The following is a 25915-nucleotide window of genomic DNA, read 5'->3' on the forward strand; positions in this document are numbered from 1 at the left end:
GGTGAGTCGTGAGTTGTTGGATCTGGTCACTGAGCAGGCCGACGATGAGATCGTGTTTCCGCCGGAACGCTGGGCGGCGACCTTCCGGTCGCACGCCCAGCTCATCCTTCACGAACTCGGTGAGTACCTCGGTTACTCGCCACCGCCGTTGTTGGAGCGGCTAATCGAAGATGCCCAGAAAATCCACCAACAACGACCGATCTTACAAGAGACGCTCGCTACCGCTACACAACCGAGGTGTGAGTCTTAGCTAAAGACGAATACTTCATGAAAACAGGTGTTGGACTCAGGTTGGAGGGTGCTGATCGTGATGCTGTCTCTTAGAACCGTACAGACTATTACAGTCAGTGGTTAATCACGAGAAAATGCCCTCTAGTCCGTGGAACAGAATCGGCAAGTCGGCCCGACGTGAGCCGTTCGTGCCACTCATTGCGATTGCTGCGCTCCTGCTGATGGCCTTTGGCACCTGGCGACTCCGGCCACATCTGACGTTTCCGGATGAAACCGGTGCTATAGAACTCGCTCTCAGGATGGGATACGAGCAGAACCCGTTCATAGACAACTTTCGGAAGGGTGGGAATCTCCACCTCTACCTTTTAGCGCTCTCTTTTGTCCCGGTGACGCTATACTGGCTCGCAACCGGTCAACTAGGCGACATCATGTCTGGCGCGGCTACCGTCGGGAGTTCACCAAGTTGGGGCGTGTCCCCGGACCTCCTTACGGCCTTTTACGATGTGCTGTTCGCCGGTCGCCTAGTATCCGTCGTGTTCGGTGTCGGAACTGTGGTAGTCCTTTATTATCTCGGCCAGGAGCTACTGGACCGGCGTGCCGGAATCCTCGCATCAACGTTTTTGACGTTCACTGTCGGATACGTTCACACCGCCCATTACGCGACTGAAGATGTCCCGATGACGTTTTTCCTCATGCTCGGGTTCCTGCTAACGGTTCGTGCGTTTCATTCAAGCGACACCAGAACACTGTTGATCGCTGCACTGGTGGCTGGGTTAGCAGCATCGACAAAGGCGACTGCCGGCCTCCTTGTTCTCCCTATCGCTGTTGTGATCATTGAACGCCACTGGGACGAATCTGGGAGCATTGCCGAATTCATCGTGGCAGCGTGGAAATACCCAACGCTAACGGTCCTTGGATATGTTACCACAACCCCCTCAATCTTCTTCCATCCAGTTTCGTGGGCCGACGAAATCTCCCGGTACGTCGTTCGTAGCACGAGCGAATCAGTATCGTATAACTGGTCGGATCCCGGATGGCTCATCCAGCTCGCGCACCTCGCCGAAGGGCAAGGGATTGTGCTGTTCCTGTTCTCAATACTGTCTGTGCTGCTCGTCGTCGCTTTCCTTCTGCGAGGCACTCTCGACGGTGCACTCTGGCTATTGCTCCTCTATGCTGCCCCGTACTTCGCAGTCATTATTCAGGGAAACATGACACAGTTCCCCCGGGTGATGCCACTGTTCCCGATCCTCGCAGTTCTCGCTGGCGTTGCCGGCTCCGAGCTAACCCAATCTACTCGTTCCGTCCGAGTTGTTGGAATTGTCCTTCTCACGCTCGCTGTTGTCTTTTCAGGTGTCCATACCGCTGCCGGTGTCGCTGATATCAGCCAGTCGCGGCAGGAAGCGACCGAATGGACGCACGCGAACTTAGATGGTTCCGATTCTGTTGACGTGTATTCTCAGCGGGTGTACCTCCCAGAGTTCCCGGAAGAGGCGACGGTAAATCGTTACGTCATTCATTCGACGTTCCCTCGCGAAGAGTGGCAGCCAGGGCTTGAACGACTGGACTGTAACGCGCCCGAATACGTCGTACTCTCCAGTTACCACTACTTCCGGTTTTTTAAAGATCCGTCCGTGTACCCGGATGTGACTGAACGCATGTCGGCGCTATTCGCCGAAGAGGACTACGAAATTGTTCGAACCTTCGGTCCACCAGTTGACACCGAGCTCAGCGCGGAGCGGAAATTCAGAGACAGTACCCGACTCTCGTCGTTCCCCGAGGATGGGAACCCGACTATCGTTGTGCTGAAACGGATAGACGATGAACCGACCTGCTGATAACAACTATATGGAAAACCACTCGCCACGCACTGCCTGCTCGGACTACACACCCAGTATGATAGCAAGCGAGTCGCCCGAGGTACCGAGCGAGGGTGACATCTGTGACTGACGAACCACTCCCGAGTGTCTGTGTCGTCACTCATCCCCTTGCTGCCGCTGGCGAAAACGCCACGCGAAGCCTGCTTGATATCCTGTCGGCTGTGACATCGGTCGCGCTCGTGACGGCTGACCTGCCGGCTGATTCTGAGATTCGTGACCGGCACGAACTAATCGAACTCACGCAAAAAGGCACGGGTGACTCCGCCGTCACCGCTGCAGTCCGGTTCCTGCTGAATCAACTCCGGATGTGCCGCGTCATAGCTGCCCGTGACGAAGACGTAGTCCTGTTTTTTGGGGCAACGTCGTACCTGTTACCCATCATTGTGGCTCGGTTGCTCGGCAAGACGGCTCTCGTTGAACCCCGAGGCGACGTACCGCTAACGCTCCGACTGAACTGGGAACAGCAGTTGCCCGACTGGGTGGCCGCCGGGCTCGCTTACACGGTGCGTACGCTGGAACGGGCTGGCTTCGCCGCGGCTCACGGCATCATAACGTATACACCGGAGATGGCTCGTCAACTGGATCTGCATCCGGAATCCCCGAACGTCTATCCGACGGGAGCGCGCTACGTCCGGACGGACGAATTTCGCGTCCAGCGAGCTTACACCGACCGTGGCCGCATCGTGGGATTCCTCGGGCGGCTCGACGAGGAAAAGAACATCCGTGAACTCGCTACTGTCGCCGCCAGACTACCCGACGACGTGACCTTCAGATTCATTGGCGACGGAGACCTCCGGTCATGGCTGTCATCTGAACTCGCGGCAGAAATCGAACGCGGAGCAGTCGAGCTCACCGGCTGGGTGGATCACGACGACGTGCCGGACCAACTAAATGACCTCTCTCTGCTCGTGTTACCGTCACAACCGACTGAAGGACTTCCGACAACGATTCTGGAAGCCTTAGCCTGTGGGACACCAGTACTGGCCTCGCCGGTTTCGGGCGTCCCGGATGTCGTCCGCGAGGGCGAAACCGGCTTCTTGCTCGATTCACGGGAGGCGGCTGTCCTTCACGAGACGATACTCAATATCCTCGAGCGGGATGGATTGGACAGGATCAGCGAGAACGGACGCGACCTGATCGAGTCCCAGTATAGTTTCGAAGCGGCCTGTGAGCGGTACAGATCGATACTCAACCGACTGTAGCTGTGGCATCTATCGACATTTTGCTAACCGGCCCGAACCCTGTAGCTTTACAAAGTCTGATTCTGCTCGTTACTTTGGCATGCGCCGATTCACTAACGCGATTACAGAGACATCAACAAACTCTAATAACGTCTTGTGTATCACCTGATGTATACAGATGCGAATCGGGCAAACATCGTTCATCTCTTTCGTTTCGAAGGGTCTCTCTTCTGCGGCTGGCTTTATTGCCACAATCTTGTTTGCACGGCTACTCGGTGCCGAAATTCTCGGAAAGTACTACCTCTTGCTCTCAATTGTTGCGTGGCTCTCACTTCTCGGTTCAATCGGAATCGGCAGTGCGATTACGAAACGAGTCAGCGAGGGAACGGATACCGGGGAGTACAAGCTTGCAGGAGGGCTTACGATTGCAGTTATCGGTGGGATAATCATTGTCGGTCTGTTGCTCTTTCAGGAAATTATCACCAGCAACTTCGAGGTTGACCGTATCGGGTTCGTGATCATCCTCCTCGCTGTCGGATTGCTCGGGTCGTACGTTGACGCGATGCTCAACGGGGCTCACATGGTCCACGTCGCGGCGGTACTCAAGGTTGCGCGAAGAATTGCCAGAACGGTCCTACAAGTCGGTGGTGTGCTTCTCAGCTTCGGATTGACTGCACTCGTAATGGGATATGCGCTGGGTGGCCTCGTCCTCGTGGTCGCCGGGCTCTACGTTCTCGGTGGTCCGTACCACCTGCCACAAAAAGAGCACTTCGAACGACTCGTTGATTACGCGAAGTACGCCTGGATGGGACGGCTCGAAGGAAAAACATTCCAGCAAGCCGACGTTATCATCCTCGGACTGTTCGTTCCGAGTTCGCTCGTCGGGGTCTACGGTATTACTTGGAACATTGCGAACTTCCTCATCATCTTCAGCACGTCTATCAGTGGCGCGCTGTTCCCAGAATTAAGTAAGCTGTCGGCAGACGACCGGGATCAACAGATCGCGTCTCTCATTGAGGACGCGCTATCCTACACCGGATTAGTAACCATACCCGGCCTTGTCGGGGGGCTACTGCTGTCCGACCGCATTCTTCGGATCTACGGTGATGAGTTCGTACAGGGAGCAGGGGTCCTTGGACTACTTATTCTCTCAGTGCTGTTCTACGGGTATCAAAAGCAGTTCACGAACGCACTTGGGGGGATTGATCAACCGAAGGCTGCGTTCAAAGTAAATGGGGTACTGATCGCCTCGAACATGGCGCTAAACGCGGTCTTGGTCTACTCCATTGGTATGACTGGGGCTGCGCTGGCGTCTGCGACATCCTCGTTACTGAGCCTGATCAGCGGTTACTACATCCTTTGCAGACATATCGATTTCAGCGTTCCCGTCGCCGAGATCTCACGGCAAATTGGTGCAACAGTGGCGATGGGTGCACTCGTCACCGTCCTCAGCGGTGCGCTGGCACAGGCGAACGAACCGCTTCCCAACGAGATCGCTACGACCGCACTTCTCATCCTTGGGGCGGCCACCTATTTCGCAGTGTTAGTGTCCATCTCGTCTCAGTTCCGGACTGTCGTTCTCGATAACGTCCCGCAAGTTGCCTTACTGCGATAACTGGAGGCCGATTACCGGAGGTATCCCAACTCTTCTAGCTGCTGCTCGACATCGTCGTCAAGTGCCTGTTCGCCGGCCTGACCCTTCCGAACGCCCTTGTCTTCGAAGCTATTGTAGACGGTCCCGAGAGACGATTCCTCGTCGTCTTGCGGATAGGACACCTGAGCGTCCTCTATCAGAATCGTTCGCGCGGTGGATCCGTGGTTGGCGTCTTTTCTCACGGCGTCCCCAGCCTGTCGATAGACTGCTCGCCACGGACCGGCGTACCTCGATCTGTCCTGACACGACGCCGGTAGCACTCGTTCCGGCTGTTCGAGACGATACGTCATAGCGATTGCATGGTCGTCTACAGCAAACGAACTGTGCTCGCCGATCACTTCATCCCTGACAACATCGGGGAACCGAGTAAGGCTCGCGATCCGATTTTCGACGACGCTATCAGACTCGCCTGGACGCCTGACGACCAGCGGCACATGCGTCTGTACCTCGCTGATTCCCCAGCTGTGATCTGCAACTTGTACACTGGGGTCGATTCGACTTCGTTCACCGAACCCTTCGCCGTGATCGCTTGTAATAACTAACAGCGTGTCATCTAGGTCGCCTCGCTTATTGAGTGCCGCGATGAGATACTCCATCGCAGCATCGAGTTGCCTGATACACCCGTCGTAGAGGCTCTCGACTGCTCGGAGCTTCCACCAGTCGTCATTTGTCACGATCTCTCGTGACGGCGGGGCTGACAGGGAATCGTGGAGGGCTTGTAGCTCGCTACCACCCCATTGGTCGTATTCCGGCATCGGTTCGTACGGGTAATGAGCGTCCATCAGGTTAAGACACGCCGCCCACGGACCGCTCCGCGACCCTGACCAGTTTAGAAATGAATCGATGTATTCTGTGGCCGATTCGTCTTCGGTATCGGTGCCGCCGTCGTAGTACTGGAAATACAGCCCGTTGATCACCGACCGCAGTGGCGCATCATTGTTGAAACACCGGATGAGGTACTCACGGTTCGTCTGATGACCTTCGATATCCGAGGGCGTGATTCCGGCTTCGAAGTAGCGGTGTCCGGGATCCTGCCGCGGCCCGTCGACAGTCTGGAATGGTTCGGTCAGATTCGAAGACACGCCGACCACCACGTTCGGTGTGAAGATTCCCGTTTCGTAATCATAGTCCTCCGCGAGTTCGTGCCATATCGTGCTTTCGGGGTCCAGTTCTGATTCGTGCTTTGTCACGCCATGCTCGGGGACGTGATAGCCAGTAAAGATGCTCGCGTGGCTTGCGACGCTGTGAATGCTCGGCGCGCGCGCCTGTTCGTACACCTCAGATTCGTCAGCAAACCGTTCGAGAAACGGCGTTGTCCGAGTACCATACCCATAGAGACTCAAATTTCTCGCCCGGACGCTATCGAGAATGACGAGGAGAACGTTCGGCGAATCCATTGTGTTGAGTGACTGGAGTCGCAATAATATGTCTTTCGTGAAGTACAGCCTCCAAGTCACTGAGTGAAATTAATGGCAAAACGCCAGACATAACGGTTAAATCCTCCACTGCTCCATCACCACTCATGCCGCGGGTTCTCGTCGGGCCGACAAAGGCGGATATGTCTAACGACGAATACGGGAAGAGCTACAATCTATTGAATAACCTCCACGACAAGGATTTCATCGTCGATACATACACACAGACGGTTTCCGACCGGCTCGACCCACAAAACGTCACTGTGTATCCGCTCGGTGGCTCCAACCGGATCGCGTACTACGCGAAATTATACTGGACACTCTTGAAGGAGCTACGTAACGGTCCCGTTGACATATATCATCACATGAACCTCAGCTATCGGTGGTTCAATCCTCTACTGGTTTCGGGCCTCCAGAGGGACATCCCGGTCGTCATCGGACCCTGTCAGGCTGGACACGCAATTATGGCCGAAGAGTTCAATCGAATGATCTCCTCTTGGGTCGGGTCCGAACTGCCGCGTCCGCTGACAGACCCGCTACACGGGGCTGTCGATGCAACGCGAGACGTGGTCTTGGACCCACCTCGGATGGACTTATTCAAACGGACACTCAAGGCCGCTGATCGGGTTGTTGTCGTCCATGAAGAGGCTCGAGAAGTGTACGCCGATTTTGTCGACGAGTCGAAACTCCGGACGATACCGCTCGGTGTTGACCCGGACTTTTTCAACTACAGTCAACCCGCGGACTCCAAGGAACTCGTGGCTATTGGTAGCCTTAGGGAACGGAAGGGCTACGACATCCTGTTCGAGGCACTTGACAGAATCAGACAGGAGTATCCGGATGTCCATCTGAACGTCTTCGGCGATGGGCCACTGGAAGACGACCTACACGAGCAGGTCAAGCGCCTCGATCTGGAGCGAAACGTCACGTTCCACGGGTACGTTGACCAGTCTATCGTCCGAGAGCACCTCTCGCGGGCACGTGTCTTCATCCACCCATCGAGATCAGAGAGTTTCTCTCTCGTCCGTTTAGAAGCGATGTCGACCGGCTGTCCGGTGGTCGTCACCGATATCTCCGGGGCGCGCGAGATGGTCCGTGACGGGGAGGAAGGCTTTGTCGTTCCGATAGAATCGCCAGGACCGATCGCCGATGCCGTCACGACCCTGCTTTCTGATTACGAACTCACAAGACAGGTATCCAGACAGGCGCGGGATCGTATCGAGGAGAAATACGATTGGCGGAAAATCGCGGCGGAGTATCTCGAGGTGTACCGTTCGCTGTCTGGTTAAGGCCGTACCGCCGTCTATCGTCTGCACCGAAAGGTCTTAATCCATCGACTGAGACGTTCGGAATAGATATGGTCCTCGTAGTGCTGGGTATCGATGCACTCGACCCGGAGCTAGTAGATTCGACGGCACATCCGAACTTGACGCTTGCCGACCACCACGCCATCGAGACGATCAGGAGTGTCGAAGGTGGCCCCAGCACCCACGAACTCTGGCCAACGATTATTACGGGACTTAGGCCTCCGGAACATGGTATCACGCTTGACGATGGTGTCGCTTGGGAGAACCCTATCCTCCGATTCGGTAGTGCAGCTGCTGACTACCTTCTCCCGTCGGAGCTACAGACGCGTCTCGGCGCCTGGCTACTGAACAATACCGAACAGGACGCGTTCCGGATCCCGGCAACCTACTACGAGGAGAACGATCTGACGACGGTGTTCGACGGACGGGAGGCGGCACCAATCGGCATCCCCAACTATGTGATCGACCCGGGCACAGAGGACCGCGAACACAGCCTCCGGCGGAACCTCGGCGATCTCTTCGAGCGTGATCTCGAAGCGAAAGGCGGTCACTCGTCGACGGATCCGGCGCTTTTTTACGAACAGTGCCTCGAAATGTCGATGGTTCGCCTTGTTCGCGCACGACGGGCGCTCAGAGGAGGACGACACGAACTGGTGTTTGCATACACGAGTGGACTTGACCTCATTGGCCACGTCGCGTACGAGCAGCCCTCACTGCAGAACCGTGCCTACGAGGAAATAGACGAGTTCGTCGGTGAGGTTCGTGACGACCTTGGAGACAACGACGAGCTGTTGCTCGTCAGCGATCACGGCCTGCAGGACGGCGTCCACACCGACAAGGCGATGATTGCGGGGACCGACCCAGCCATGGTCGACGCAATCAAGAGCGTCGTCGATGTCCGGGCGGCTATCGAAGCCGAACTTGATGAGACGGACCACACGTCGACGCCGCAGGTGACGGCGTCAGAAGACGCCGATCGGTCGGGCGCAGAAGTCAAAGAGCACCTCGAAGACCTCGGGTATATGTAACCATGTCGGACGATCCAAACGTCCTGCTCGTCATCCTCGACAGCGTACGGGCACAGAATCTCAGCGGCTATGGTCACGTCAACGAGACGACGCCGTTTTTGGACTCCTTCGCTACAGAGCGGGCGACGCTGTATGAACAGGCTCGAGCTCCTGGTTCGCGAAGCGTCACAAGCCACGCGAGCATTTTCTCCGGCCTACATGTCGAAGAACACGGTATTGTCTCGGCTGGGCGCCGACTGGACCCGTCGGCGTCGGTCTTCACGCAGCTGCGAGAAGACGGATACAGTACCGGCGTGTTTACCGAGAACGATTGGCTGACGACTGTCGATGTCGGACTCCGCGACGGCTTCGACGAGATCGTCGGAGCACGGAACGTCCCGTTTCCAGTGGCAGTCAACCCCCATGAATTCGTCTCGAACGAAGGCCGGGGACAGTATGTGGAGTTCCTCAAACTCGCGCTGGGCAGTGACGCACCGCTTCGGTCACTTGCAAACGGCGTGGCAACGAAAGTCCAGTCAGACTACAAGCAGTTCCTCCCGGATAGTGTCAGAGCATCAACGCCGGCAGATGTCTATGTGGACTCGCTGCTTGACTGGAGCGACCGACAGGACGGGCCGTGGGCAGCGTGTCTCAACCTGATGGATGCCCATATTCCGTACGAACCGATGCCGGAATACGACCGGTGGGGCGGCTCAGAGGCGTCGTCGTTGCAGGCCGCTTTCGAGGACCAGAAGTGGGATTTCAACGGCGGACATCGGCCGTGGTGGCAAAAGAAGGCGGTCGAATCGCTGTACGACGGCGCGATTCGCCAGATGGACGCGGAACTCGAACGGCTGGTTTCGGCACTTGAACGACGCGGTGAGCTCGACGACACCCTTCTCGTCATCACGAGCGATCACGGCGAGGGTTTCGGCGAAGAGAGCGACGTTCGCCCGGGCGTGCGGGTCGCCGAACACGGCGTCGCGATCCATGACTGTCTGCTCCATGTCCCGCTCATCGTGCGCTATCCGGGCCAGACCGAGTCTCGCCAGGTCGACCGCCCCGCGTCGCTGGTCGAATTTCCACGAGTCGTGGACCGGGTGCGGGACGGCAACCAACAGCCGGCCGGATTCTGTCCCGACGGACCGGTCCTCGCTACTGCCGTCGGCCTCGATGAACCGCTGCAAGAGCGCGCCGGTGCGTACGTTGACGACCTGTCGCCGTGGACCGCTACGTCGCGAGCAGTGTTCGAAGACGACGGTGAGGCGGTTGTCAAGTACTGTACCAACCAGGACCGCGCCGCCACAGTCGTCAGTCGCAACGCCCAGACGTCGTACAAAGTTTCCGATGACGGTACCGAGCACGTCGACCGCGCGTTCGAATCGATAGCGGAACTCGACGTCAAGACGGCGGGCGAGGACTTCGACAACCTCGACGACGGGACCTACCAACGTTTGGAAGACCTCGGCTACGTCTAACGCCCCGGCGGGAGGCTTCCATACTCCCAGATCAGGTCGAAGTAGCGCTGCATCCCAGCGACGAACGAGCCGTTGTCCGTGATTGCGGCCTGGCGCATGTGGTTGGGAACGTCTGGCTCCTCGACTAGTAGAATCGCCTCGCCGCTGTCGTAGTCCATGCTGGGGTCGACGAGCGTCCCGCGCCAGGGGAGCTTCTCAGTGCTGAACCGCAGGTCGACAGCAGAGTACTCCGAGGCCAGTCGGTCGACGATGTCGGCCTGAACAGCAGCCTTCTCCGCTGGTAGCTCGTCGGGATGCAAGAAGAGAACGCTGACCTCGACACCGCGGTCGAGTGTCTCCGCCAGTGCGCGCTCGACGCTATCGAGGTAGGCGAAGCTATTGGTGATGACGCGAAGCGTCTCTTCAGCGTCATCATACAGTCGGCGGGTCTCGCGTTCGCTCGGTTCGCCCACGTCGACGACGTGGAACAGTTCGGCCGTCGGCGAGATGTCTTCGCTTGCCCGTTCAAACCGCGGTTCGTACTCTGCGAGGAAGGCCTCGCGGTAGGAGTCGATGTCTGTGGCGAACGATTCGTATGATTGCCTGCGGTTCTCGACGGCCCGGTCGAGGATTTCGCCGGGCGATTTCGGCTGGTACTCCTTGGGACGGCCGGGTATCACCTTGATGAAGCCGCGGTCAGACAGCGACTCCAGCACGCCGTAGACGCGGGCCTTGGGGATGCTGCTCGCTTCCGCGAGATTCGGAGCCGTCGTTCGGCCGAGCGAGAGCAACTGTTCCAGCGCTGTCGCCTCGTATTCGGTCAGCCCGACCAGGTCGAACACGTCCGCGGGGTCGCTCATACACGCCCATGTGTGGCAGGGGATGTAAAACGCGTCGCCCGCCGCCCAAATCTATTAGTGGGTGGCGGCGAGTAGTTACTCGAAGAGTGAGTAACATGACTGCGACATCCCAGACCGAGGAAGACGATCACATGGAAGACATCGAAGACGGCTGTGGCTGTGCGGAGGTCTGGGAACACATGAGCGAGCAGCGCAACGACTGATACGGCTGTTATCAGCGATTTTTGATAGTCACCGCTTTTTCATCGACGACTGCGAGAACCTAACCGAAACCCCGCACGCGGGCAGACCCGCATTTATTTGTCTTCGCGTGGATGACGTTGAGTCAATGGCCGACCGAGACGACGTCTGTATACTGTTGCCGACATTCAACGAGGCAGAGACTATCGAGTCGGTCGTGTCCGGGTTTCGTGAGCAGGGGTTTACCAACGTTCTCGTCATTGACGGCGGCTCGACCGATGGGACACAGGAGGCTGCCGAATCAGCCGGCGCGCGAGTCGTCGAACAGTCCGGCTCGGGGAAGGGACAGGCTGTCAGGGAGGCAGTGACGCGTCACATCGAGCAGCCGTACGTGCTGATGGCCGACGGCGATGCGACCTATCGGCCCGACGAAGCGGACAGGCTACTCGAACCGCTGTTGTCGGGTCAGGCCGCCCACGTCATCGGAAATCGGTTCGCGGATATGCGACCCGGCGCGATGACGAAACTGAACCAGATCGGCAACCGCATCATCAACAGTGCCTTCGAAACGATTCACGGACGGGACCTCACTGATATCCTCTCTGGCTATCGAGCGTTTACGCGTCAGTCCTTCCAGCGGAGTTCGCTGACGGCTTCTGGCTTCGGTATCGAGACGGAGATGGCCGTCGAGTGTGTCAAACACAACATCTCGACGGCCGTGGTGCCGATCACCTACCAGCCCCGGCCCGACGAGTCCGACACGAATCTCCGTCCGTTCCGGGACGGCGCGACGATCATCCTGACGCTGTACCAGATGGCAAAGACCAACAATCCACTGTTTTACTTCGGGAGCGTTGGTCTCGGAAGCACTGTGGTCGGGTTCCTCCTCGGCGCGTACGTGGCCTACGACTGGGTCGTCAACAGTATCTCACACGAGGTGATCGCAGTTGTCGGCTCGTTCGCCATTCTGCTGGGGATTCAGCTCCTCATGTTCGGCGTCCTGTCCGATATGCTCGTGGCGGTAAACCGCGAACAGACACGCCGTCTAGAGGATCTTGCCGTCCAACTCACACACGAGACCCGCGGTCAGCCGGCGGACGTGTTCGACGACCAGCCGGTCGGTGACGCGGAGGGTACCGGAGAGAGTGACACAGAGACAACGCCGCCGGTATCTCCGCACCAGCCCGACGAGTAGTTTAGAACGGGACCAGCGCGCGGAGCTGGGAGAGAATACTGTTTCTGGTCGCTTCCCGTTTGCGTTCGAATATCGGATGGAGGTGGTTGAGTAGCTCCTGCTCGTTGTCGAATTCCGCGGCGTTCGTCTCGTCGAGCGCCTCGGCGACGGTCATCGAGTGGCCCGACGCGTCGAACGGGACTGCGATGTGGCCGGCGGCGTCCCGGACCTCTCTCGTCGTCGCGGGATACTCGATGTCCACGTCCGACAGGCGGGCGTCGAGTGCCGCGATACCGAACTCGATGACATCTGGCTCGTCGCTGTTATCGGCTGGTGGCCGTACTCCCATTGGTAAAGCGATGGGGCCGGGGGATAGAAAAGTCTACGTTGTCCAGTCAGTTCTTGCACCCGGCCAGCCACTCCTCAGCCCAGTCCTCGATTTCGTCGAACACCGGACAGAGGGATTCACCCTTTGGCGTGAGTCGATAGTACGTCGCGACTGGCGCGTCCTCTTCGAGCCGCCGGTCGACAAAGTCCATCTCCTGAAGATCATCGAGGACCCGCGAGAGGGTACGAGAGCTGGCGTCGGTGGCCCGTTTGAGTTCGTTGAATCGCTGTTCACCCTTCTGCAGTTCGTGGAGCACGATCAGTCGCCAGCGCGACCCAATCTGTTCCAGCGACTCGATAACGGCACACGGGCCGCTCTCTTCTTCCTCGTCTGTGACAGTGAATACTTCAGATGACATTGGTGCTACCTGGTATCCCTCTTGTCCGGGAACGTACAAATAGGTTCGGATACGAACCAAGTAACGTAATGAAACCACTAATCGCGGTTCGACAGTCTCGTAGCGAAACGACCCCGACCCCGGAGGTGAGCGCCTGATGGCGTTCGAGTCCGCCGGTGCGGGCGAACTGTTCTTGCTGGGCCGACTCCTGTTCGGTGGGGTGCTTGCCTTCATGGGACTGAACCACTTCCAGAACGCCGGACAGATGACCCCCTACGCGGCGGCGAAAGGGCTCCCGGCACCCGCGGCGTCGGTCTACGGAAGCGGTGGGTTACTCCTCGTCAGCGGCGTCCTCGTTATTATCGGTGCGTACCCCGCCATCGCGGCCGGTGGGCTGGCGACGTTCCTCGTCGGCTCCGCCGTCCTGATGCACAACTTCTGGGCGGTCCCGGACGACCAGGTACAGGACGAGATGACGCAGTTCCTCAAGAACATCGCCCTCGCCGGCGGCGCGCTGTCGCTGCTTGCGGTGGCTGGTACGTCGTGGCCGTACAGCGTCGCCCTGTCCCTGTTCTGAAGGCCCGCGTCTACCACAGTCGGCTGCCTTCGCCCGGCCCGCCTTCATCAGTCACTGTCGGCGACACCTGTCGCCATCCATAAGCCGTCGCGTACCTGAACTGTGTGTGAATGATGCAGTCGCTGCCGACGCCGGCCACGCCCGCGTGGCTCCCGTGGCAGGAAGCGGTCGTCCTCGTCGTGGTGCTTGTCATCCTGCTTGCCGTCCGCCGCCTGTCGACCGCGCGACTTGGCGACGGGATACGGGCACGACTCCTCCTCGGCGTTCCATGGGGGACGCTGCTGACGATGGCCGGCGTCCTGGCGGTGTACCTGTTCCTGCAGGGCGCGTGGTGGCACCCGCGGGACCCGCTTGTCACCCCGTTCCGGACGTGGTCGTACTTCTACCCGTTCGGGATGCTCACGGGGGCGTTTACCCACGGCAGTCAGGGCCACATTACGGGGAACCTCATGGGAACGCTGGTGTACGGGACGGTCGCGGAGTACGTCTGGGGTCACTACCCTCGCAAGCGGGGTGTCCAGACCTTCACGTCGCTTCGGACGAACCCGTTTGCCCGGTTGCTGGCCGTGCCCGTCGCCATGTTCGTCGTGGGTGTGTTCTCCGCTGTGTTCGCTATCGGGCCGATTGTTGGCTTTTCGGGCGTGGTGTTTGCCATTGCCGGGTTCGCGCTCGTGACGCGGCCGACGCTGTTTCTCGGTGCGTTTCTCGGGACCCGCGTGCTTGACCTCCTGTATTCGGCGCTCCGATATCCGGTGTCGACGGCCGCTGGTCAGACCCGGTTCGTGACGCCGTGGTGGTCCAACATCGCCATCCAGGGGCACGCTATCGGCATTCTGGCAGGCGTCGTCGTGGCGCTCGCGCTGCTGCGGAGTCGGGACGAACACCCGGACACGTTGCGGGTGTTCTTTGCGACGCTCGTGTTCGCCGTCGCACAGGGCCTCTGGGCGGTGTACATCCCGCTCGGCGGCGGTCGGTTTCGGCTGTTCCGCTGGGCTGGGACGGCACTGGTGTTTCTCCTCGCGCTCGTCGTCGCCGCGGCGACCGTCGGTTCTGACCGGCGGTTTCGCCCGTCGTTCGACCGCCACCCGGCGTCACTCGCGGTGATAGTGCTCCTCGTCGTCCTCGGTGCACTGAGTCTCGCTGCCGTCCCGACGAACGTCGTCGACCTGCAGGCGGACCAGCTCCCCGAAGACGGCATCGAGGTCAGAGACTACGTGGTGACCTACGATGAGAACGTCCCGAACGCGTACTTCGAGAGTATCTGGGTGCCGACGCAGCAAGCGGGGACAAGCGTCAACGCCAGCGGCGTCATCGTCGCTAGCGCAGAGCGGGAGGTCTGGATCGCCGCCGTCCAGCCGGGTCGGCTCGCAGTCAACGGCGAGGAGCGTGTCACGGTCGGCGGACCGACCTGGCGCGAATCGGTGTACGCGAACCGGACAGACTGGTCGGTACTCGGCAATGCCAGCGTCTACCGGGTTCAGCTCAGGCGCGAGGAGGGTCAGTCACGGACGGCGTATACCTCGGAGCCATCGACGGCGGACGTGATACTCGACGGGCGGAACGTGACGGTTGCGGCGCGCCAGCACGGATTCGATGTGGTCGTAACACGGGGGAACGAAACGGTTGGGCAGGCACCGCTCCCGGCGAACATGACGCGGACGCGGATCGGCGGGCTGACCTTCGAGCGGAACCGCTCGCGGCTGTACGCAGGGACAGATGGGACTCGTGTCAAGATCGCGGAGCGCCGCCAGCAAGCGGCGCGACGCTAGGTCCAGTCGATGCGGTACACTTCCGCGGTAATCGCCTGTCGGTCCGATTCGTGGAACTCGAACTGTCGCGGCAGGTCGAACTCCGTTTCGAAGGCGTGGGTCACTTCGCCGCCGTTGTCCCCGGCGAAGGATTCGACGAACGATTGGCTTCCGTCGTTGTGAATCGAGTACGACACGGCTGCGATGGACGCAGCAGTTTCGAGGAACCGTCGGTCGGCGTGTTCGTTGTCCGACTGCGCGCCGAAGGGCGGGTTCATCACGACGGTGGTGTCCCCGACAGGAGGACACAGCGGAGCGGTGGTGGCATCTGCCCGAACCCACGACACTGGGGTCGTCGACCCGACCTTGCGCTCGTTTTCGCGCGCCGTCGACAGCGGCGCGGGGTCGATGTCCAGCCCGACGACCCGGGCCGGCGAGCGCAGCGCCGCGCCCAGCGCTAGCATCCCGGTGCCACAGCCCAGATCGACGACCGTCCGCCCCTGAATGTCGCCCTGGAGGTCCGCGGTATGGACCAGATGGGCCGCCAGATCCGGCGGCGTCCGGTACTGTTCGAGACTGGCCCGCGGGTTGTCGAAACCGGCGACAACGGCGAGTTGCTGGGCGAGCGCACTCTTTGTCGGCATTATCTGAGATACACGCAGTTCATTCAAAAACGTTTTGAAATGCCCAGTAGTTATTCTACTGGCAGTGAGACGACGAATTCGCTGCCGCCGAGGTCGCTCTCTTCGACCCAGATGTCGCCGCCGTAGCTGTCGACCATCACTGATACGAAATAGAGGCCGAACCCGGTCCCCGTGGACTCGGTTCCATGCTCTCCTCGCTCGAAGATTGCCTCACGCTCTGCGGGGGGTATTCCGGGGCCGTCGTCAGCGATGCGAAGATGGACCATCGAGCCGACGCGTTCCGTCGTCACCTCGATTGTGGTGCCCGGACCGCCGTGCTCGACAGCGTTCGTCAAAATGTTCCCGACGACATCGTCAAGGAGGTCGTCAGCCACGACCACAGTCTCGTCGTGGATGTCTGTTCTGAGCGTGCAGTCCTCGTCCATCGAAACCGCTTTTTTTGTCGCCCCTTCGACAACCGAACCTAGTTCCATCGGCTCTGCCTCGGTTAGCCCCTCATCTGACATCGTACTCAGGACGCTTCGGACCTTCTGTGTGAGGTCGACGATGTCCTGACTCCAGTCCAGAATCGTTTCGGCGTAGGCCGCCTGTGTCCCGGTAAGTGCGTCTGCCAGCGTTTCTGCACGCGCCTCGATGACCGTCATCCCGTTGAGGATGTCATGCCTGAGAATACTGTTAAAAAACTCCATTTGCTCTTCGCGGCGCTTGAGATCCGTGATATCCGTCCCCTCGACGATTATTTTCTGCACGGTGCCGTCGACCATCACCGGCCGGGCCACGACGGCAGTCGAGATACGCTGGCCGTCTGTGCCGACATGCTCGGCCTCGAACCTGACCATCTCACCCTCACTCGCCCGCTCGACAGCGTTCTGACAACGGCACGCGACTCCTTCACTGTGGTTCCACCAGGGCGTTTCCCAGAACGGCTCCCCGAAGACGGCGTCGTCATCGACATCGATGAATCCGAGCGCCGTTTCGTTCGCCCTGATAAGATTTCCGTCAGCGTTGAGAATTCCGATGAACGTCTCCGGTGAATTGAACGTCGCTTCCAACAACCGCTGGCTCTGCTCGCGTGTATCGACAGCGAGTTCACGCTCGATCTCCGCTTCGACCCACTGTGTGAGATGTTCGAACAGCGTCTGCTGCCAGTCCGAGAACTCCGAAATCGACTCGGTGTCGTTGACGAAACACAGCGTTCCGTACTCCGCTCCGTCTGCTCGAAGCGTCGCGCCGACGTAGGCCTCTAGTCCGAACCGCTCGTAGGCAGGGTCAGTCGCCATTGCCTCACTCGCGTTGGTGACGACGTAAATCCCGGATTCGTTGAGGGCGTGTCTACAGTACGTCTCGGAAAGTGGCGTCTCGTCTCCCGCCGTAATCGTCGATTGCAGCCCGCTACTGGCGACTATTTTGTGTTCATCGCCGGAGACGACTGTAACGTGGCCGTTGGGAAACCCCAGATGTTCTCGACCGACCTCCAAGACTGGCTCGACGCGCTCCCGAAACGTGGTTCCGCTGGCCGCCATCGCCGCAGTGAGGTCTTGCATAGCCGCAAGATAGCGATCCTGTTCTTCCGGGTCGCTACCCTCGGCACCGTCCAGCGGATCATTCATAATCGGTGACTCGACCGCCCCGGAATTGAAGATTCGGACCCGTTTCTCAGAAGCTGAAATGCGGCTGACCGGTAACAGTGTGGCAATCGATTACCGTTACGGAGTCGCGTGTGGGAGTTCAATATAAAACGCTGCGCCGCCGAGGTCGCTGTCCTCGACCCAGACATCGCCACCGTAGCTCCGGACCATCGTGTCCACGAAGTAGAGCCCGAAGCCGGTGCCGCCGGACTCGGAGCCCTTTTCGCCGCGCTCGAAGATACGCCGGGCCTCGCTGCTCGGAATGCCGTCCCCGTCGTCGGCGAGACAGACTGTGACAACCCCATCCTCGACCGTCGTCGTCACATCGATGGTCACATCCGCACCACTGTGTTCGACTGCGTTGAGAAAGAGGTTCGCGAACACGTCGTCGAGCAGTTCGTCGGCGACGACGGTGACGGCCTCCGATTCGACGGTGACAGTACAGGCGTCACCGACCGACCGGGCGCGCTCCGCTGCGGCCGTGAGGACGGCCTGTAGCTCCCGGTGTTCGTGGCCTCGCCCGTCCTCGTCGGTGACCGTCTCCAGCACTGACCGGACCTTCTCCGTGAGGTCGATCAGGTCGTCGCTCCACCGGACGATGGTCGACGCGTACTCGCGTTCCTGGCTGTCGAGCGTGTCCTCGAGGAGTTCGCCCCGTGCCCGAATCACGTTCATCCCGTTGAGAATGTCGTGTTGCAGGATACTGTTGAAGAAGTCCATCTGGTCGGTCTGGCGCTGAATTGCACGCTGCTGGCGACTCCTGACGACTGCGTACCGGAGTGCCCTCACGAGTCGGTCACCGTCCAGATCCGCTTTCGGCAGGTAGTCCTGTGCGCCGCGGTTGATAGCCTCGATGGCCATCTCCTGGTCTTGCATCCCCGTGAGCACGATAATCGGCGCGGCATCGACCATCTCGGTCGCCCGGTCGAGCGTCGAAAGCCCCGTCGACTCCGGCAGGCCGAGGTCGAGCAACACCACGTCGTAGGTCGCCCCGGGGCGGTCGGCGACCGGGGCCAGCGACTCGACGTGGGAGATGGTCACGTCGTCGACGAAGTGCCCCACGGCCGGCGAGTTCAGGTGGTGCTCGACGAGGCGGGCGTCCCCCGGATTGTCTTCGACGAGGAGTACATTGAGGTGTATCGGCTCAGTCATCGTCATTTCGGTGGCCGCTTGACGACCGTGAGGAAGAACTCCTCGACACTGCTCACGATGTCGACGAAGCCGTCGAAGTCGACTGGCTTCGTCAGATAGGCGTTTGCGTGGAGGTCGTACGATTCGATGATGTCTTCCTCTGCCTCGGAACTGGTCAACACGACGACCGGAATCCGCCGAAGCGACTCGTCGTCTTTCATCTCTTTAAGGACTTCCTGTCCGCCCTTGCGGGGCATATTGAGGTCGAGCAACAGCAGGTCCGGGCGGCGTGCGTCCGCGTACTCGCCCTCCTGCCGAAGGAACTGCAGCGCCTCGACGCCGTCGTTGACCACGTGGAGGTTGTTCAGCACCTTCCCCTTCTCCAGGGCCTTCTCGGTCAGTTTGACGTCCCCGGGGTTGTCCTCGGCCAGCAGAATCTCGACCGGCCGTCCCTCGCTGGACTCAGTCATCGCCGCGCACCTCCGTCACCGCCGGCAACGTGAACTTGAAGGTCGCCCCGTCCTCGGACGGTTCGACCCAGATGCGCCCGTCGTGGCGCAGGACGATTCGCTGGCAGACGGCCAGCCCGATGCCGGTTCCTTCCGTGTCGTGGGCTCCAGTGCGGTGGAAGATGTCGAACACATCCTCGCGGTCCCCGTCCGGAATCCCCGGCCCGTTGTCCGAGACGGTGAACACGACCTCGTCGTCCTCTCTGTCTGCGCTGACCTCGATACGCGGCTCGATGCCGGCTTCCACGGCGTATTCGATAGCGTTTTCCAGCAGATTCTGAAATACCTGCCCGACCTGATTCGGATCGGCTTCGACGGGTGGCAGTGACTCAACTGTGATGCTGGCGTCTACCTCTTCTATTCGCATCTGTAAGGCGTCCAGCGTCCGGTCGATCACCGCCTCCGGGTCCGTCTCCTCGAACTCGCTTGAGGTCGTCTCGACCCGCGAGTACCGGAGCAGGGCATTGACCATCTCCTGCATTCGGCGAGCCCCGTCGATGGCAAAGGCCATGTACTCGGCGGCCTCGTCATCAAGGTCGTCGCCGTATTCACTGTCCAGCAGGTCGACGTAGCTCGATACCATCCGGAGCGGCTCTTGCAGGTCGTGTGAGGCGATGTAGGCGAACTGCTGGAGCGCCTCGTTCGACCGTTCGAGTTCCGTCTGCTTCGATTTGAGTCGCGTCTCCCGCTCGACCCGGTCAAGCGCTGCGGCCGCCGTGCCCGCGAGAATTTCCAGCAGGAACCGCTCGTCGGTGTCGAACGACGACACTGTGTCGGACCCGATACACAGTAGCCCCTGGTCGTCGAGCGGGAGACACAGGAGCGTCCGCATCGGCATGTCCGGTGCCGAGGGGTTCGACAGCGCCTGGTAGTCCTCGATGACGGTCGGCTCGCCCGCGTGGAAGATGTCGTTCTCGTCGCTCTCGGGCCCCATCTCCGGGAGGTCGGCGGGCCTTTCCACCCCGGCGAAGTCGGTCGCGGCCCCCGTCGCGCCGATGGGGGAGAGCGTGTCGTCGCCGTCGTCGTAGGACCACATCGCGGCGAGTGGCTGGTCGACGATGCGCTGTGCGATGTGGACGACCGTGTCCGCGGCCGCGGTCTCCGTACGGCTGTACAGTAGCTCGTTGGTCGCCTCGCTGAGCGCCTCGACGCGTTCCTCGTGGCGCTTGAGCGCGGTGATGTCGCGGGCGACGCTGACCACCTGCGTTAGTTCTCCGTCGTCGTCGAACACCGGCCGATACCACGTCTCGAAGACGAGGTCATCCACTTTCTGTGTCACGCGGACCTCGTCGCCGTCCAGCGCTTGCTCGACGGCGGCGACGATGTCCGGATACTGGCCATACGCCTCGAACACGGAGACGCCTTCGAGTTCCCCGGGTTCTAACCCGAGTTCGTCTAACCCTCTCCCGGCCGAGTAGGTAAAGACGCCGTCAGGGTCGAGCGTGAACACGACAACCGGGAGGTTCTCGACCAACGTCTGGAGTTGCTTGCTCCGCTCAGTGTGTTTGCGTTCCTGTCGCCGGATTTCGGTCACGTCGTGAATGAACGCCACAACGCGGGTTACGTCGTCGATGACGGCGCGCTCGAGCGACACTTCGACTCGCCGGCTCTTCCCATCCGGACCCTCTGTCGTCCATTCGACCTGTGCCGACCCCGATGTGGCTGCCTCTGCAATCAGGGCGTTTGCGTCCGCCGTCGAGAACCCCGACGGGCTGAACTCGCCGACGTGCATCCCGACGACATCCGCCGGGGGACACCCGAGCAACGCGCCCGCTGCCTCGTTAGCCCTGACAACAGTCCCAGTGTCGGCGTCGTGGATCATAATCGGGTCCGGATTCGCCTCGAAAACATCGCGGAAAAGAGCAGTGTCCTCCGTGGAAGCCATACACAGATTCGGCTGGCGGAATACAAGACTGTATTCCCGCCGTTCTCAGGTGTGAGAACGCTACCAGGTGCCGTGGAAGGTGTCGAACTCCAGCGAGTCGAGCGGCTTCTCGCCGATAGCGATTTCGTATTCGCCGGGGGTGAGCATCGGCTTCTTGAACTGCGGGCCGTCGTCGGTCGTGATACGCGGACAGCCGGTGTTGACGTAGGCGTCCATCCCGAAGTTCGTCAGCCGGTCCGGTGTCACCTCATCCATGGTGATGAGGTAGGCGTTCTCGTTGTTCTCGACGATCTCCTGGGCCTTGTCCCAGCGGCCCTGTCCGATCTTCGTACAGAAGATGACGCCCCAGGACTCGGCGTCCATCGCGCGGTGGACCGCGCCGTATCGCTGCTTCATGAACTTCTCCGTGTCCGCGACGGTAACGACGTTGTTGACCGGGTCCGCGATGACGACGTGTTTCTCGGGGTGTTCCATCGCCAGCCCGAGCGGGTGGAACTTCCCGCCACCGACGTACAGCATCTGGTCGGCGTCCACGTCGGCGCTGGCGTAGTTACAGCCCAGCACCTGCCCCTCGTGGGTCAGCCGCTCGTCGCCGCGGCGCGTGTGGACGGTGTAACCCCGGTCTTCGAGCCACTCGCGCATCTCGTCGAACTTGTTCATGTGCTGGGCCGTCGTCACAAGCCCCACGTCGGGGTCTTCTTCGGGGTCCGCGAGCTGTTCCTCGCGGGCCTGCTTCATGATGGGGAAGACGTCGACGTTGGAGAACAGCGGCACGTAGATAATCTTGTCAGACTCCTTCATCGGCGAGTGACCGAAGTGGACGAACACGTCAGTCCGGCGCATCATGTAGGTGTCCAGGTCACAGGCCCCGTAGCAGGGCTGGCCCGAGAGCAGTACCGTCACATCGTCGGGGAGATTCTCGCGGAGGTCGTCGGCCACGGCCGGACCGCGGCGCTTCAGTCCCTCAGGGAACTGCAGGCCAACCTTCTCTGCGTCGCGCTCCTCGACAGCTTCGATGATTCGGTCGAGCTCGTAATCCCACTCGCGGTCGTGTTTGAGCGACAGTCCGGTGTTCCGGAGGTCGCCGTCAGTCCGCTCTTGACTCATTGAAACCCTGTACCCGTTCGAGCGTGATAACCCCCGTGTTTCGATGAGCGGGCAGTTACTTCATAATCTCGGCGAGTCGGCGCTCGACGCGCTCGACGTTCTCCTCTAAGTCTCGGGCCATCTGGTGTTGGGTTTCGTTTTCGTCAGCCAGCTCGTCGATGGACTCAGACACTTCGGCGGCACGCTGTGCGATTTCGTCTATCATGCTGGCGATTTCCTCCGCGCTCGCGGCCTGGTCGTCCGTCGCCGCCGCAACCTCGCCGATGCCCTGTTCGGTCTCCGACGCGGCGTCGAGAATGGCCTCCTGATTGTCCAGCACCGTCTCAAGGTCAGTGAGCGCCTGCTGGATCGCGTCTGTCGTTTTCTCGACGTTTTCCGCGGTGTCGTCGGCCATTTCACGGACCTCCCCCACGATACGCTCGACCTCGTCGGCGTGCTGTTTGGACTCGTCGGCCAGTTCCTTGATTTCGTCGGCGACGACCGCGAACCCGTCGCTGTCGCTGTTGCTCCGCGCGGCTTCGATGTTGGCGTTTAGTGCCAGCATGTTCGTCTGGTCCGCGATGTCGTTGATGACCTCGACGAACTCGTCGATCTCCTCGATGTGGCCCCGAAGCTCCGCCGAGTCCGACGCGACCTGTTCGGCGGACTCGGTCGCATCCTCGACGCGTTCGATGGTTTCCTCGGCTGTTTCGACGGATTCTTCGGCGAGTTCCCTGGCCTCACCGCTCTGGCTGCTCACTTCCTCGGCGCTGGAGGCGATTTCCTCGACGGTGGCGCTGAACCCGGAGACCTCGGACTGGACCTCGTCGAGGTTGTAAGACTGCTCTCCGGCCATCTCTTTGATCTCGTCGGACTGCTCGGTAACGGCCGCGGCAGAATCGCTGATTTCGCCGACCGCCGTCTCGACGTCTGTCGCCATCTGTGACTGGAGGTTCTGGAGCGCCTCGCGCTGTTCGACGATGTCACTGAAATCGATCAGTAGCTCCAGCGCTCCGATAGCTTCCCCGCCGGGACCCATGAGCGGGACAGCCACCGCCCGCGCGTGGGCCATCGTCCCGTCAGGTCGCTCGGCTGAGCGGAACTCGTCCTCGCGGACCGGCTCCCCTGTCCTGATGACCTCCTGAGCGAGTGTCTCGTCTTGACCTTCTGTGCCAAACACATCGTAGGCGTTCATCCCGACCGCCTCGCTCGCCGGAAGCCCGAGCATGCCTGCGACCGTCTCGTTCCAGTGCGTAATGTCGCCGTCGGCGTCGACCACGAACGCTGCCTCCGGTAAATCCTCGATAAGCGACTCGAACGCCTGGAGCCAGAACTCCCCGCTGTTGTCCATAGACTCTGGTACTAGACCGTTTCCAGGTGCAGTTTCTGCCATTGTAAGACCTATCTCAGAAACTGATATACCGTTTTCGACCGATTATGCGAGTTGATAACTGGGTTGAGCCGGCTTTCCCGCGAGTGAAGCTACAGCCCGACCAGTAGAGCGATGGTCCGGACTTGAACAACCCGGTTTCGGCAGGCCTATACCGTCCGAGCCCATACAGTATGGCGATGAGCATCGAGACCGATACCGCCGCTGATATCGACGGTGACCACGTCGAGGCGCTCGCTACAGAGTTCGGCGAAGCAATCGCCGAGCTACCGGTGTACCAGCGATTCAAGGAGACGAAAGACGCCGTCGAGAACCACGACGAGGCACAGGCGGCTATCAAGGAATTCGAGCAGATCCGCGAGGAGTTCATGCTCGCCCGTCAGACCGGGAACGCTTCGCAGGAAGACCTCCGGAAGGTCCAGCAAAAGCAGGAGGAACTCCACGACATCCCGGTGATGAGCGACTATCTGGAGGCCCAGAACGAACTCGAACTGCGCCTGCAGGAGCTCAACGAAATCGTCTCCGAGGAACTGGCTGTGGACTTCGGGCAGAAAGCTGGCGGTTGCTGCGAGGACTGAACACCGGTATTTTTCGCGGTCCCGTTTTCGTTGACCCTGAGGCGGGCGGTCAGGAGCGGTGAGACCGCCGAAAACTGTGCCGGTCAGCGGTCCACCTGACTGAACGGTTACTCCTCGACTTCAGTTTTCACTACGACCGCCGGCCGTTCGCTCAGCCTGAGCACTTTGTCCGTGATGCTGCCGAGAAGGCTCCGGTACTCCGCCGGCCGCCGCTTCGTCCCGAGTACGAGCAGATCGACGTCCGCCTCGTCGGCAGTTTCGATGATGGTCTCGGCCGGCCGTCCGTGTTTCAGGGCCGTCGTTGCGTCGACGCCGGCCGACTCCGCATCGGCCTGTATTCGGGCCAGCGTCTCCTGCCCCGTTTCCTCGAGTCCGTGTTCCGGCCCCTCCGACTCGTCGACGTATTCGTCGCCACTGTAGGCCGTGTACACGTCTTCGTCGACGACATACAGCACGTGGAGGTCCGCATCGTGTTCCGCTGCGAGGGCAATCGCGTGGGATTCGGCATTGGTCGACGCTGCTGTCCCATCCGATGCGAGGAGGATGTGATCGTACATACAGGTCATATTTCTCTCAGGCGGGAAATAAACTGAGGGCTCCGTTCTCAGACAGCGGGAGACACCACGACCACCGTAGAACTGGGTCCGGATAGCCGGCCGAAGCATCCGTACAGCACCCAGCGACCCACGGCACGGCGTCTTCGAAACACCTTAGCGACCGGGCGTGGCATCTCCCGGCATGACAGTCGAATCTGATTGGGACGACTGGCTCCCGCGTGCGGTGGAGTCGGCGACGCCTGACGGGCTGGCAATCTGGTATCTTGGCTGTAACGGCTTCATCGTGAAATCCAGCGGGGGGACGACCATCTTCATCGACCCGTACCTCGGTACGGGCGACCCGCCGCGAACCGTCCGGATGGTTCCAGTGCCGTTCAACCCTGCGGACATCACCGAGTGTGACGCGATTTTGGGCACCCACGAACACACCGACCACGTTCACGGGCCGTCCCAGGCCCCGATTCTCGCCGGGACGGGCGCGGACTACTATACGACTGACAGCGGTCACGATGTCATCCGGGAGGAGGCATGGCTGGAGAACTACAGTGTTACCGACGACCAACTCCACGAGGTCACGGAGGGCGACACGCTCGATATCGGTGACGTGAGCGTCCACGTCGAACCGGCCAACGATCCCGACGCCGAGCATCCGGTTTCGTACGTGTTCGAACATGACGCCGGGACCTTCTTCCACGGCGGCGACGCCCGTCCCGGCGAGTTCGAAGCCGTCGGCGAGCGCTACGATATCGATGTCGGCGTCCTCGCGTTCGGAACGGTCGGGATGATCGACGACAAGGAGACCGGCGAACCCACCCGAACACAGTGGTACAACGACGAGAACATGATTATCGAAGCCGCGAACGAACTCCAGCTTGACACCCTTGTCCCGACCCACTGGGATATGTGGAAGGGGATGACCACGGAGCCGACCGTCTTGCACAACCACGCCAGCAGTTTCGACTATCCGTCGACGCTTTCAATCGTTGAAATCGGCGACCGGTACAATCTCGACTGAAAGCGGCCTGCCAGCAGTACACGGACAGCCTGCCTGGAGTTCCGGAATCACGCCCTCTTCGTGTTACTGAGAATACGTGTATAGATTATATTAACTAAT

23 protein-coding genes and 1 pseudogene are annotated in these 25915 nt (G+C 60.3%); 12 read left to right on the forward strand and 12 right to left on the reverse strand.

Annotated features, from left to right (window positions below; all coding sequences use genetic code 11):
* The 4 genes and pseudogenes from AMS69_RS09650 to AMS69_RS09665 all read left to right on the forward strand — a co-directional run.
* Positions 1-250, forward strand: a pseudogene (locus tag AMS69_RS09650) (IS4 family transposase); the annotation flags it as partial.
* Positions 251-452: 202 nt separating this feature from the next.
* Positions 453-2066 (forward strand): ArnT family glycosyltransferase, encoded by a 1614-nt coding sequence (locus tag AMS69_RS09655; RefSeq protein ID WP_238378375.1) that lies wholly within the window; start codon positions 453-455, stop codon positions 2064-2066.
* Positions 2067-2170: 104 nt separating this feature from the next.
* Entirely contained in the window at positions 2171-3310 is a 1140-nt protein-coding gene (locus AMS69_RS09660) for a glycosyltransferase family 4 protein (RefSeq protein ID WP_053967883.1), read from the forward strand.
* A gap of 157 nt (positions 3311-3467) precedes the next feature.
* Entirely contained in the window at positions 3468-4904 is a 1437-nt protein-coding gene (locus AMS69_RS09665) for an oligosaccharide flippase family protein (RefSeq protein ID WP_053967884.1), read from the forward strand.
* Positions 4905-4915: 11 nt separating this feature from the next.
* Here AMS69_RS09665 and AMS69_RS09670 read toward each other — a convergent pair whose 3' ends face one another.
* Positions 4916-6340 carry a sulfatase-like hydrolase/transferase gene (locus AMS69_RS09670; protein ID WP_053967885.1) on the reverse strand — a complete coding sequence of 475 codons (1425 nt, stop codon included), beginning with the start codon at positions 6338-6340 and terminating at the stop codon, positions 4916-4918.
* 125 nt (positions 6341-6465) lie between these two features.
* On the opposite strand from AMS69_RS09670, the gene AMS69_RS09675 reads away from it, so the two are divergent.
* The 3 genes from AMS69_RS09675 (at position 6466) to AMS69_RS09685 (ending at position 10150) form a co-directional block, all read left to right on the forward strand.
* Complete coding sequence (locus AMS69_RS09675) at positions 6466-7647, forward strand: glycosyltransferase (RefSeq protein WP_053967886.1); 1182 nt, start codon at positions 6466-6468, stop codon at positions 7645-7647.
* A gap of 68 nt (positions 7648-7715) precedes the next feature.
* A complete protein-coding gene (locus AMS69_RS09680) occupies positions 7716-8693 on the forward strand; it encodes an alkaline phosphatase family protein (RefSeq protein ID WP_053967887.1) in 978 nt (325 codons plus the stop codon).
* A 2-nt stretch (positions 8694-8695) separates the two neighbouring features.
* Positions 8696-10150 carry a sulfatase gene (locus tag AMS69_RS09685; RefSeq protein ID WP_053967888.1) on the forward strand — a complete coding sequence of 485 codons (1455 nt, stop codon included), beginning with the start codon at positions 8696-8698 and terminating at the stop codon, positions 10148-10150.
* On the opposite strand, the gene AMS69_RS09690 is transcribed toward AMS69_RS09685, so the two are convergent.
* Entirely contained in the window at positions 10147-10989 is an 843-nt protein-coding gene (locus tag AMS69_RS09690) for a TrmB family transcriptional regulator (protein WP_053967889.1), read from the reverse strand. The genes AMS69_RS09685 and AMS69_RS09690 overlap by 4 nt on opposite strands.
* A 328-nt stretch (positions 10990-11317) precedes the next feature.
* Between AMS69_RS09690 and aglJ the strand changes: the two genes are divergently transcribed.
* Positions 11318-12364 (forward strand): S-layer glycoprotein N-glycosyltransferase AglJ, encoded by a 1047-nt coding sequence (gene aglJ / locus AMS69_RS09695; protein ID WP_053967890.1) that lies wholly within the window; start codon positions 11318-11320, stop codon positions 12362-12364.
* A 1-nt stretch (position 12365) separates the two neighbouring features.
* On the opposite strand, the gene AMS69_RS09700 is transcribed toward aglJ, so the two are convergent.
* Entirely contained in the window at positions 12366-12692 is a 327-nt protein-coding gene (locus AMS69_RS09700; RefSeq protein ID WP_053967891.1) for a hypothetical protein, read from the reverse strand.
* A gap of 46 nt (positions 12693-12738) precedes the next feature.
* Positions 12739-13089, reverse strand: coding sequence for a winged helix-turn-helix transcriptional regulator (locus tag AMS69_RS09705; RefSeq protein ID WP_053967892.1), 351 nt, complete (start codon positions 13087-13089; stop codon positions 12739-12741).
* Positions 13090-13225: 136 nt separating this feature from the next.
* On the opposite strand from AMS69_RS09705, the gene AMS69_RS09710 reads away from it, so the two are divergent.
* Entirely contained in the window at positions 13226-13645 is a 420-nt protein-coding gene (locus AMS69_RS09710) for a DoxX family protein (protein ID WP_053967893.1), read from the forward strand.
* A gap of 110 nt (positions 13646-13755) precedes the next feature.
* Positions 13756-15414: a rhomboid family intramembrane serine protease gene (locus AMS69_RS09715; protein ID WP_053967894.1), complete on the forward strand. Its 1659-nt coding sequence runs from the start codon at positions 13756-13758 to the stop codon at positions 15412-15414.
* On the opposite strand, the gene AMS69_RS09720 is transcribed toward AMS69_RS09715, so the two are convergent.
* The 7 genes from AMS69_RS09720 to AMS69_RS09750 form a co-directional block, all read right to left on the reverse strand.
* Entirely contained in the window at positions 15411-16037 is a 627-nt protein-coding gene (locus AMS69_RS09720; protein ID WP_053967895.1) for an METTL5 family protein, read from the reverse strand. The genes AMS69_RS09715 and AMS69_RS09720 overlap by 4 nt on opposite strands.
* Positions 16038-16087: 50 nt before the next feature.
* The gene (locus AMS69_RS09725) at positions 16088-17647 is read right to left on the reverse strand and encodes a sensor histidine kinase (RefSeq protein ID WP_053967896.1); all 1560 of its coding nucleotides are present in this window, start codon (positions 17645-17647) and stop codon (positions 16088-16090) included.
* Between the two features lie 96 nt (positions 17648-17743).
* A complete protein-coding gene (locus tag AMS69_RS09730; protein ID WP_053968342.1) occupies positions 17744-18817 on the reverse strand; it encodes a hybrid sensor histidine kinase/response regulator in 1074 nt (357 codons plus the stop codon).
* 2 nt (positions 18818-18819) lie between these two features.
* The gene (locus AMS69_RS09735; protein WP_053967897.1) at positions 18820-19266 is read right to left on the reverse strand and encodes a response regulator; all 447 of its coding nucleotides are present in this window, start codon (positions 19264-19266) and stop codon (positions 18820-18822) included.
* On the reverse strand, positions 19259-21190 hold the full coding sequence (locus tag AMS69_RS09740) for a PAS domain-containing sensor histidine kinase (RefSeq protein WP_053967898.1): 1932 nt from the start codon (positions 21188-21190) through the stop codon (positions 19259-19261). The genes AMS69_RS09735 and AMS69_RS09740 overlap by 8 nt, the downstream gene beginning before the upstream one ends.
* A 60-nt stretch (positions 21191-21250) precedes the next feature.
* On the reverse strand, positions 21251-22297 hold the full coding sequence (dph2, locus tag AMS69_RS09745; RefSeq protein ID WP_053967899.1) for a diphthamide biosynthesis enzyme Dph2: 1047 nt from the start codon (positions 22295-22297) through the stop codon (positions 21251-21253).
* A 55-nt stretch (positions 22298-22352) separates the two neighbouring features.
* The gene (locus tag AMS69_RS09750; protein WP_053967900.1) at positions 22353-23627 is read right to left on the reverse strand and encodes a methyl-accepting chemotaxis protein; all 1275 of its coding nucleotides are present in this window, start codon (positions 23625-23627) and stop codon (positions 22353-22355) included.
* Between the two features lie 218 nt (positions 23628-23845).
* Between AMS69_RS09750 and AMS69_RS09755 the strand changes: the two genes are divergently transcribed.
* Positions 23846-24244 (forward strand): YlbF family regulator, encoded by a 399-nt coding sequence (locus tag AMS69_RS09755; RefSeq protein WP_008309674.1) that lies wholly within the window; start codon positions 23846-23848, stop codon positions 24242-24244.
* Between the two features lie 107 nt (positions 24245-24351).
* On the opposite strand, the gene AMS69_RS09760 is transcribed toward AMS69_RS09755, so the two are convergent.
* On the reverse strand, positions 24352-24801 hold the full coding sequence (locus AMS69_RS09760) for a universal stress protein (RefSeq protein ID WP_053967901.1): 450 nt from the start codon (positions 24799-24801) through the stop codon (positions 24352-24354).
* Between the two features lie 181 nt (positions 24802-24982).
* Here AMS69_RS09760 and AMS69_RS09765 point away from each other — a divergent pair, with 181 nt between their 5' ends.
* Positions 24983-25816, forward strand: coding sequence for an MBL fold metallo-hydrolase (locus AMS69_RS09765; RefSeq protein WP_053967902.1), 834 nt, complete (start codon positions 24983-24985; stop codon positions 25814-25816).
* Positions 25817-25915 lie beyond the last annotated feature (99 nt).

This window comes from Haloarcula rubripromontorii (assembly GCF_001280425.1).
Classification (GTDB): domain Archaea; phylum Halobacteriota; class Halobacteria; order Halobacteriales; family Haloarculaceae; genus Haloarcula; species Haloarcula rubripromontorii.

Coding starts and splice junctions, on each gene's coding strand:
- AMS69_RS09655 (WP_238378375.1), top strand. CDS start 453: ATGGCCTTTGGCACCTGGCGACTCCGGCCACATCTGACGTTTCCGGAT.
- AMS69_RS09665 (WP_053967884.1), top strand. CDS start 3,468: ATGCGAATCGGGCAAACATCGTTCATCTCTTTCGTTTCGAAGGGTCTC.
- AMS69_RS09670 (WP_053967885.1), bottom strand. CDS start 6,340: ATGGATTCGCCGAACGTTCTCCTCGTCATTCTCGATAGCGTCCGGGCG.
- AMS69_RS09675 (WP_053967886.1), top strand. CDS start 6,466: ATGCCGCGGGTTCTCGTCGGGCCGACAAAGGCGGATATGTCTAACGAC.
- AMS69_RS09680 (WP_053967887.1), top strand. CDS start 7,716: ATGGTCCTCGTAGTGCTGGGTATCGATGCACTCGACCCGGAGCTAGTA.
- AMS69_RS09685 (WP_053967888.1), top strand. CDS start 8,696: ATGTCGGACGATCCAAACGTCCTGCTCGTCATCCTCGACAGCGTACGG.
- AMS69_RS09690 (WP_053967889.1), bottom strand. CDS start 10,989: ATGAGCGACCCCGCGGACGTGTTCGACCTGGTCGGGCTGACCGAATAC.
- aglJ (WP_053967890.1), top strand. CDS start 11,318: ATGGCCGACCGAGACGACGTCTGTATACTGTTGCCGACATTCAACGAG.
- AMS69_RS09700 (WP_053967891.1), bottom strand. CDS start 12,692: ATGGGAGTACGGCCACCAGCCGATAACAGCGACGAGCCAGATGTCATC.
- AMS69_RS09705 (WP_053967892.1), bottom strand. CDS start 13,089: ATGTCATCTGAAGTATTCACTGTCACAGACGAGGAAGAAGAGAGCGGC.
- AMS69_RS09710 (WP_053967893.1), top strand. CDS start 13,226: ATGGCGTTCGAGTCCGCCGGTGCGGGCGAACTGTTCTTGCTGGGCCGA.
- AMS69_RS09715 (WP_053967894.1), top strand. CDS start 13,756: ATGATGCAGTCGCTGCCGACGCCGGCCACGCCCGCGTGGCTCCCGTGG.
- AMS69_RS09720 (WP_053967895.1), bottom strand. CDS start 16,037: ATGCCGACAAAGAGTGCGCTCGCCCAGCAACTCGCCGTTGTCGCCGGT.
- AMS69_RS09725 (WP_053967896.1), bottom strand. CDS start 17,647: ATGAATGATCCGCTGGACGGTGCCGAGGGTAGCGACCCGGAAGAACAG.
- AMS69_RS09730 (WP_053968342.1), bottom strand. CDS start 18,817: ATGACTGAGCCGATACACCTCAATGTACTCCTCGTCGAAGACAATCCG.
- AMS69_RS09735 (WP_053967897.1), bottom strand. CDS start 19,266: ATGACTGAGTCCAGCGAGGGACGGCCGGTCGAGATTCTGCTGGCCGAG.
- AMS69_RS09740 (WP_053967898.1), bottom strand. CDS start 21,190: ATGGCTTCCACGGAGGACACTGCTCTTTTCCGCGATGTTTTCGAGGCG.
- dph2 (WP_053967899.1), bottom strand. CDS start 22,297: ATGAGTCAAGAGCGGACTGACGGCGACCTCCGGAACACCGGACTGTCG.
- AMS69_RS09750 (WP_053967900.1), bottom strand. CDS start 23,627: ATGGACAACAGCGGGGAGTTCTGGCTCCAGGCGTTCGAGTCGCTTATC.
- AMS69_RS09755 (WP_008309674.1), top strand. CDS start 23,846: ATGAGCATCGAGACCGATACCGCCGCTGATATCGACGGTGACCACGTC.
- AMS69_RS09760 (WP_053967901.1), bottom strand. CDS start 24,801: ATGTACGATCACATCCTCCTCGCATCGGATGGGACAGCAGCGTCGACC.
- AMS69_RS09765 (WP_053967902.1), top strand. CDS start 24,983: ATGACAGTCGAATCTGATTGGGACGACTGGCTCCCGCGTGCGGTGGAG.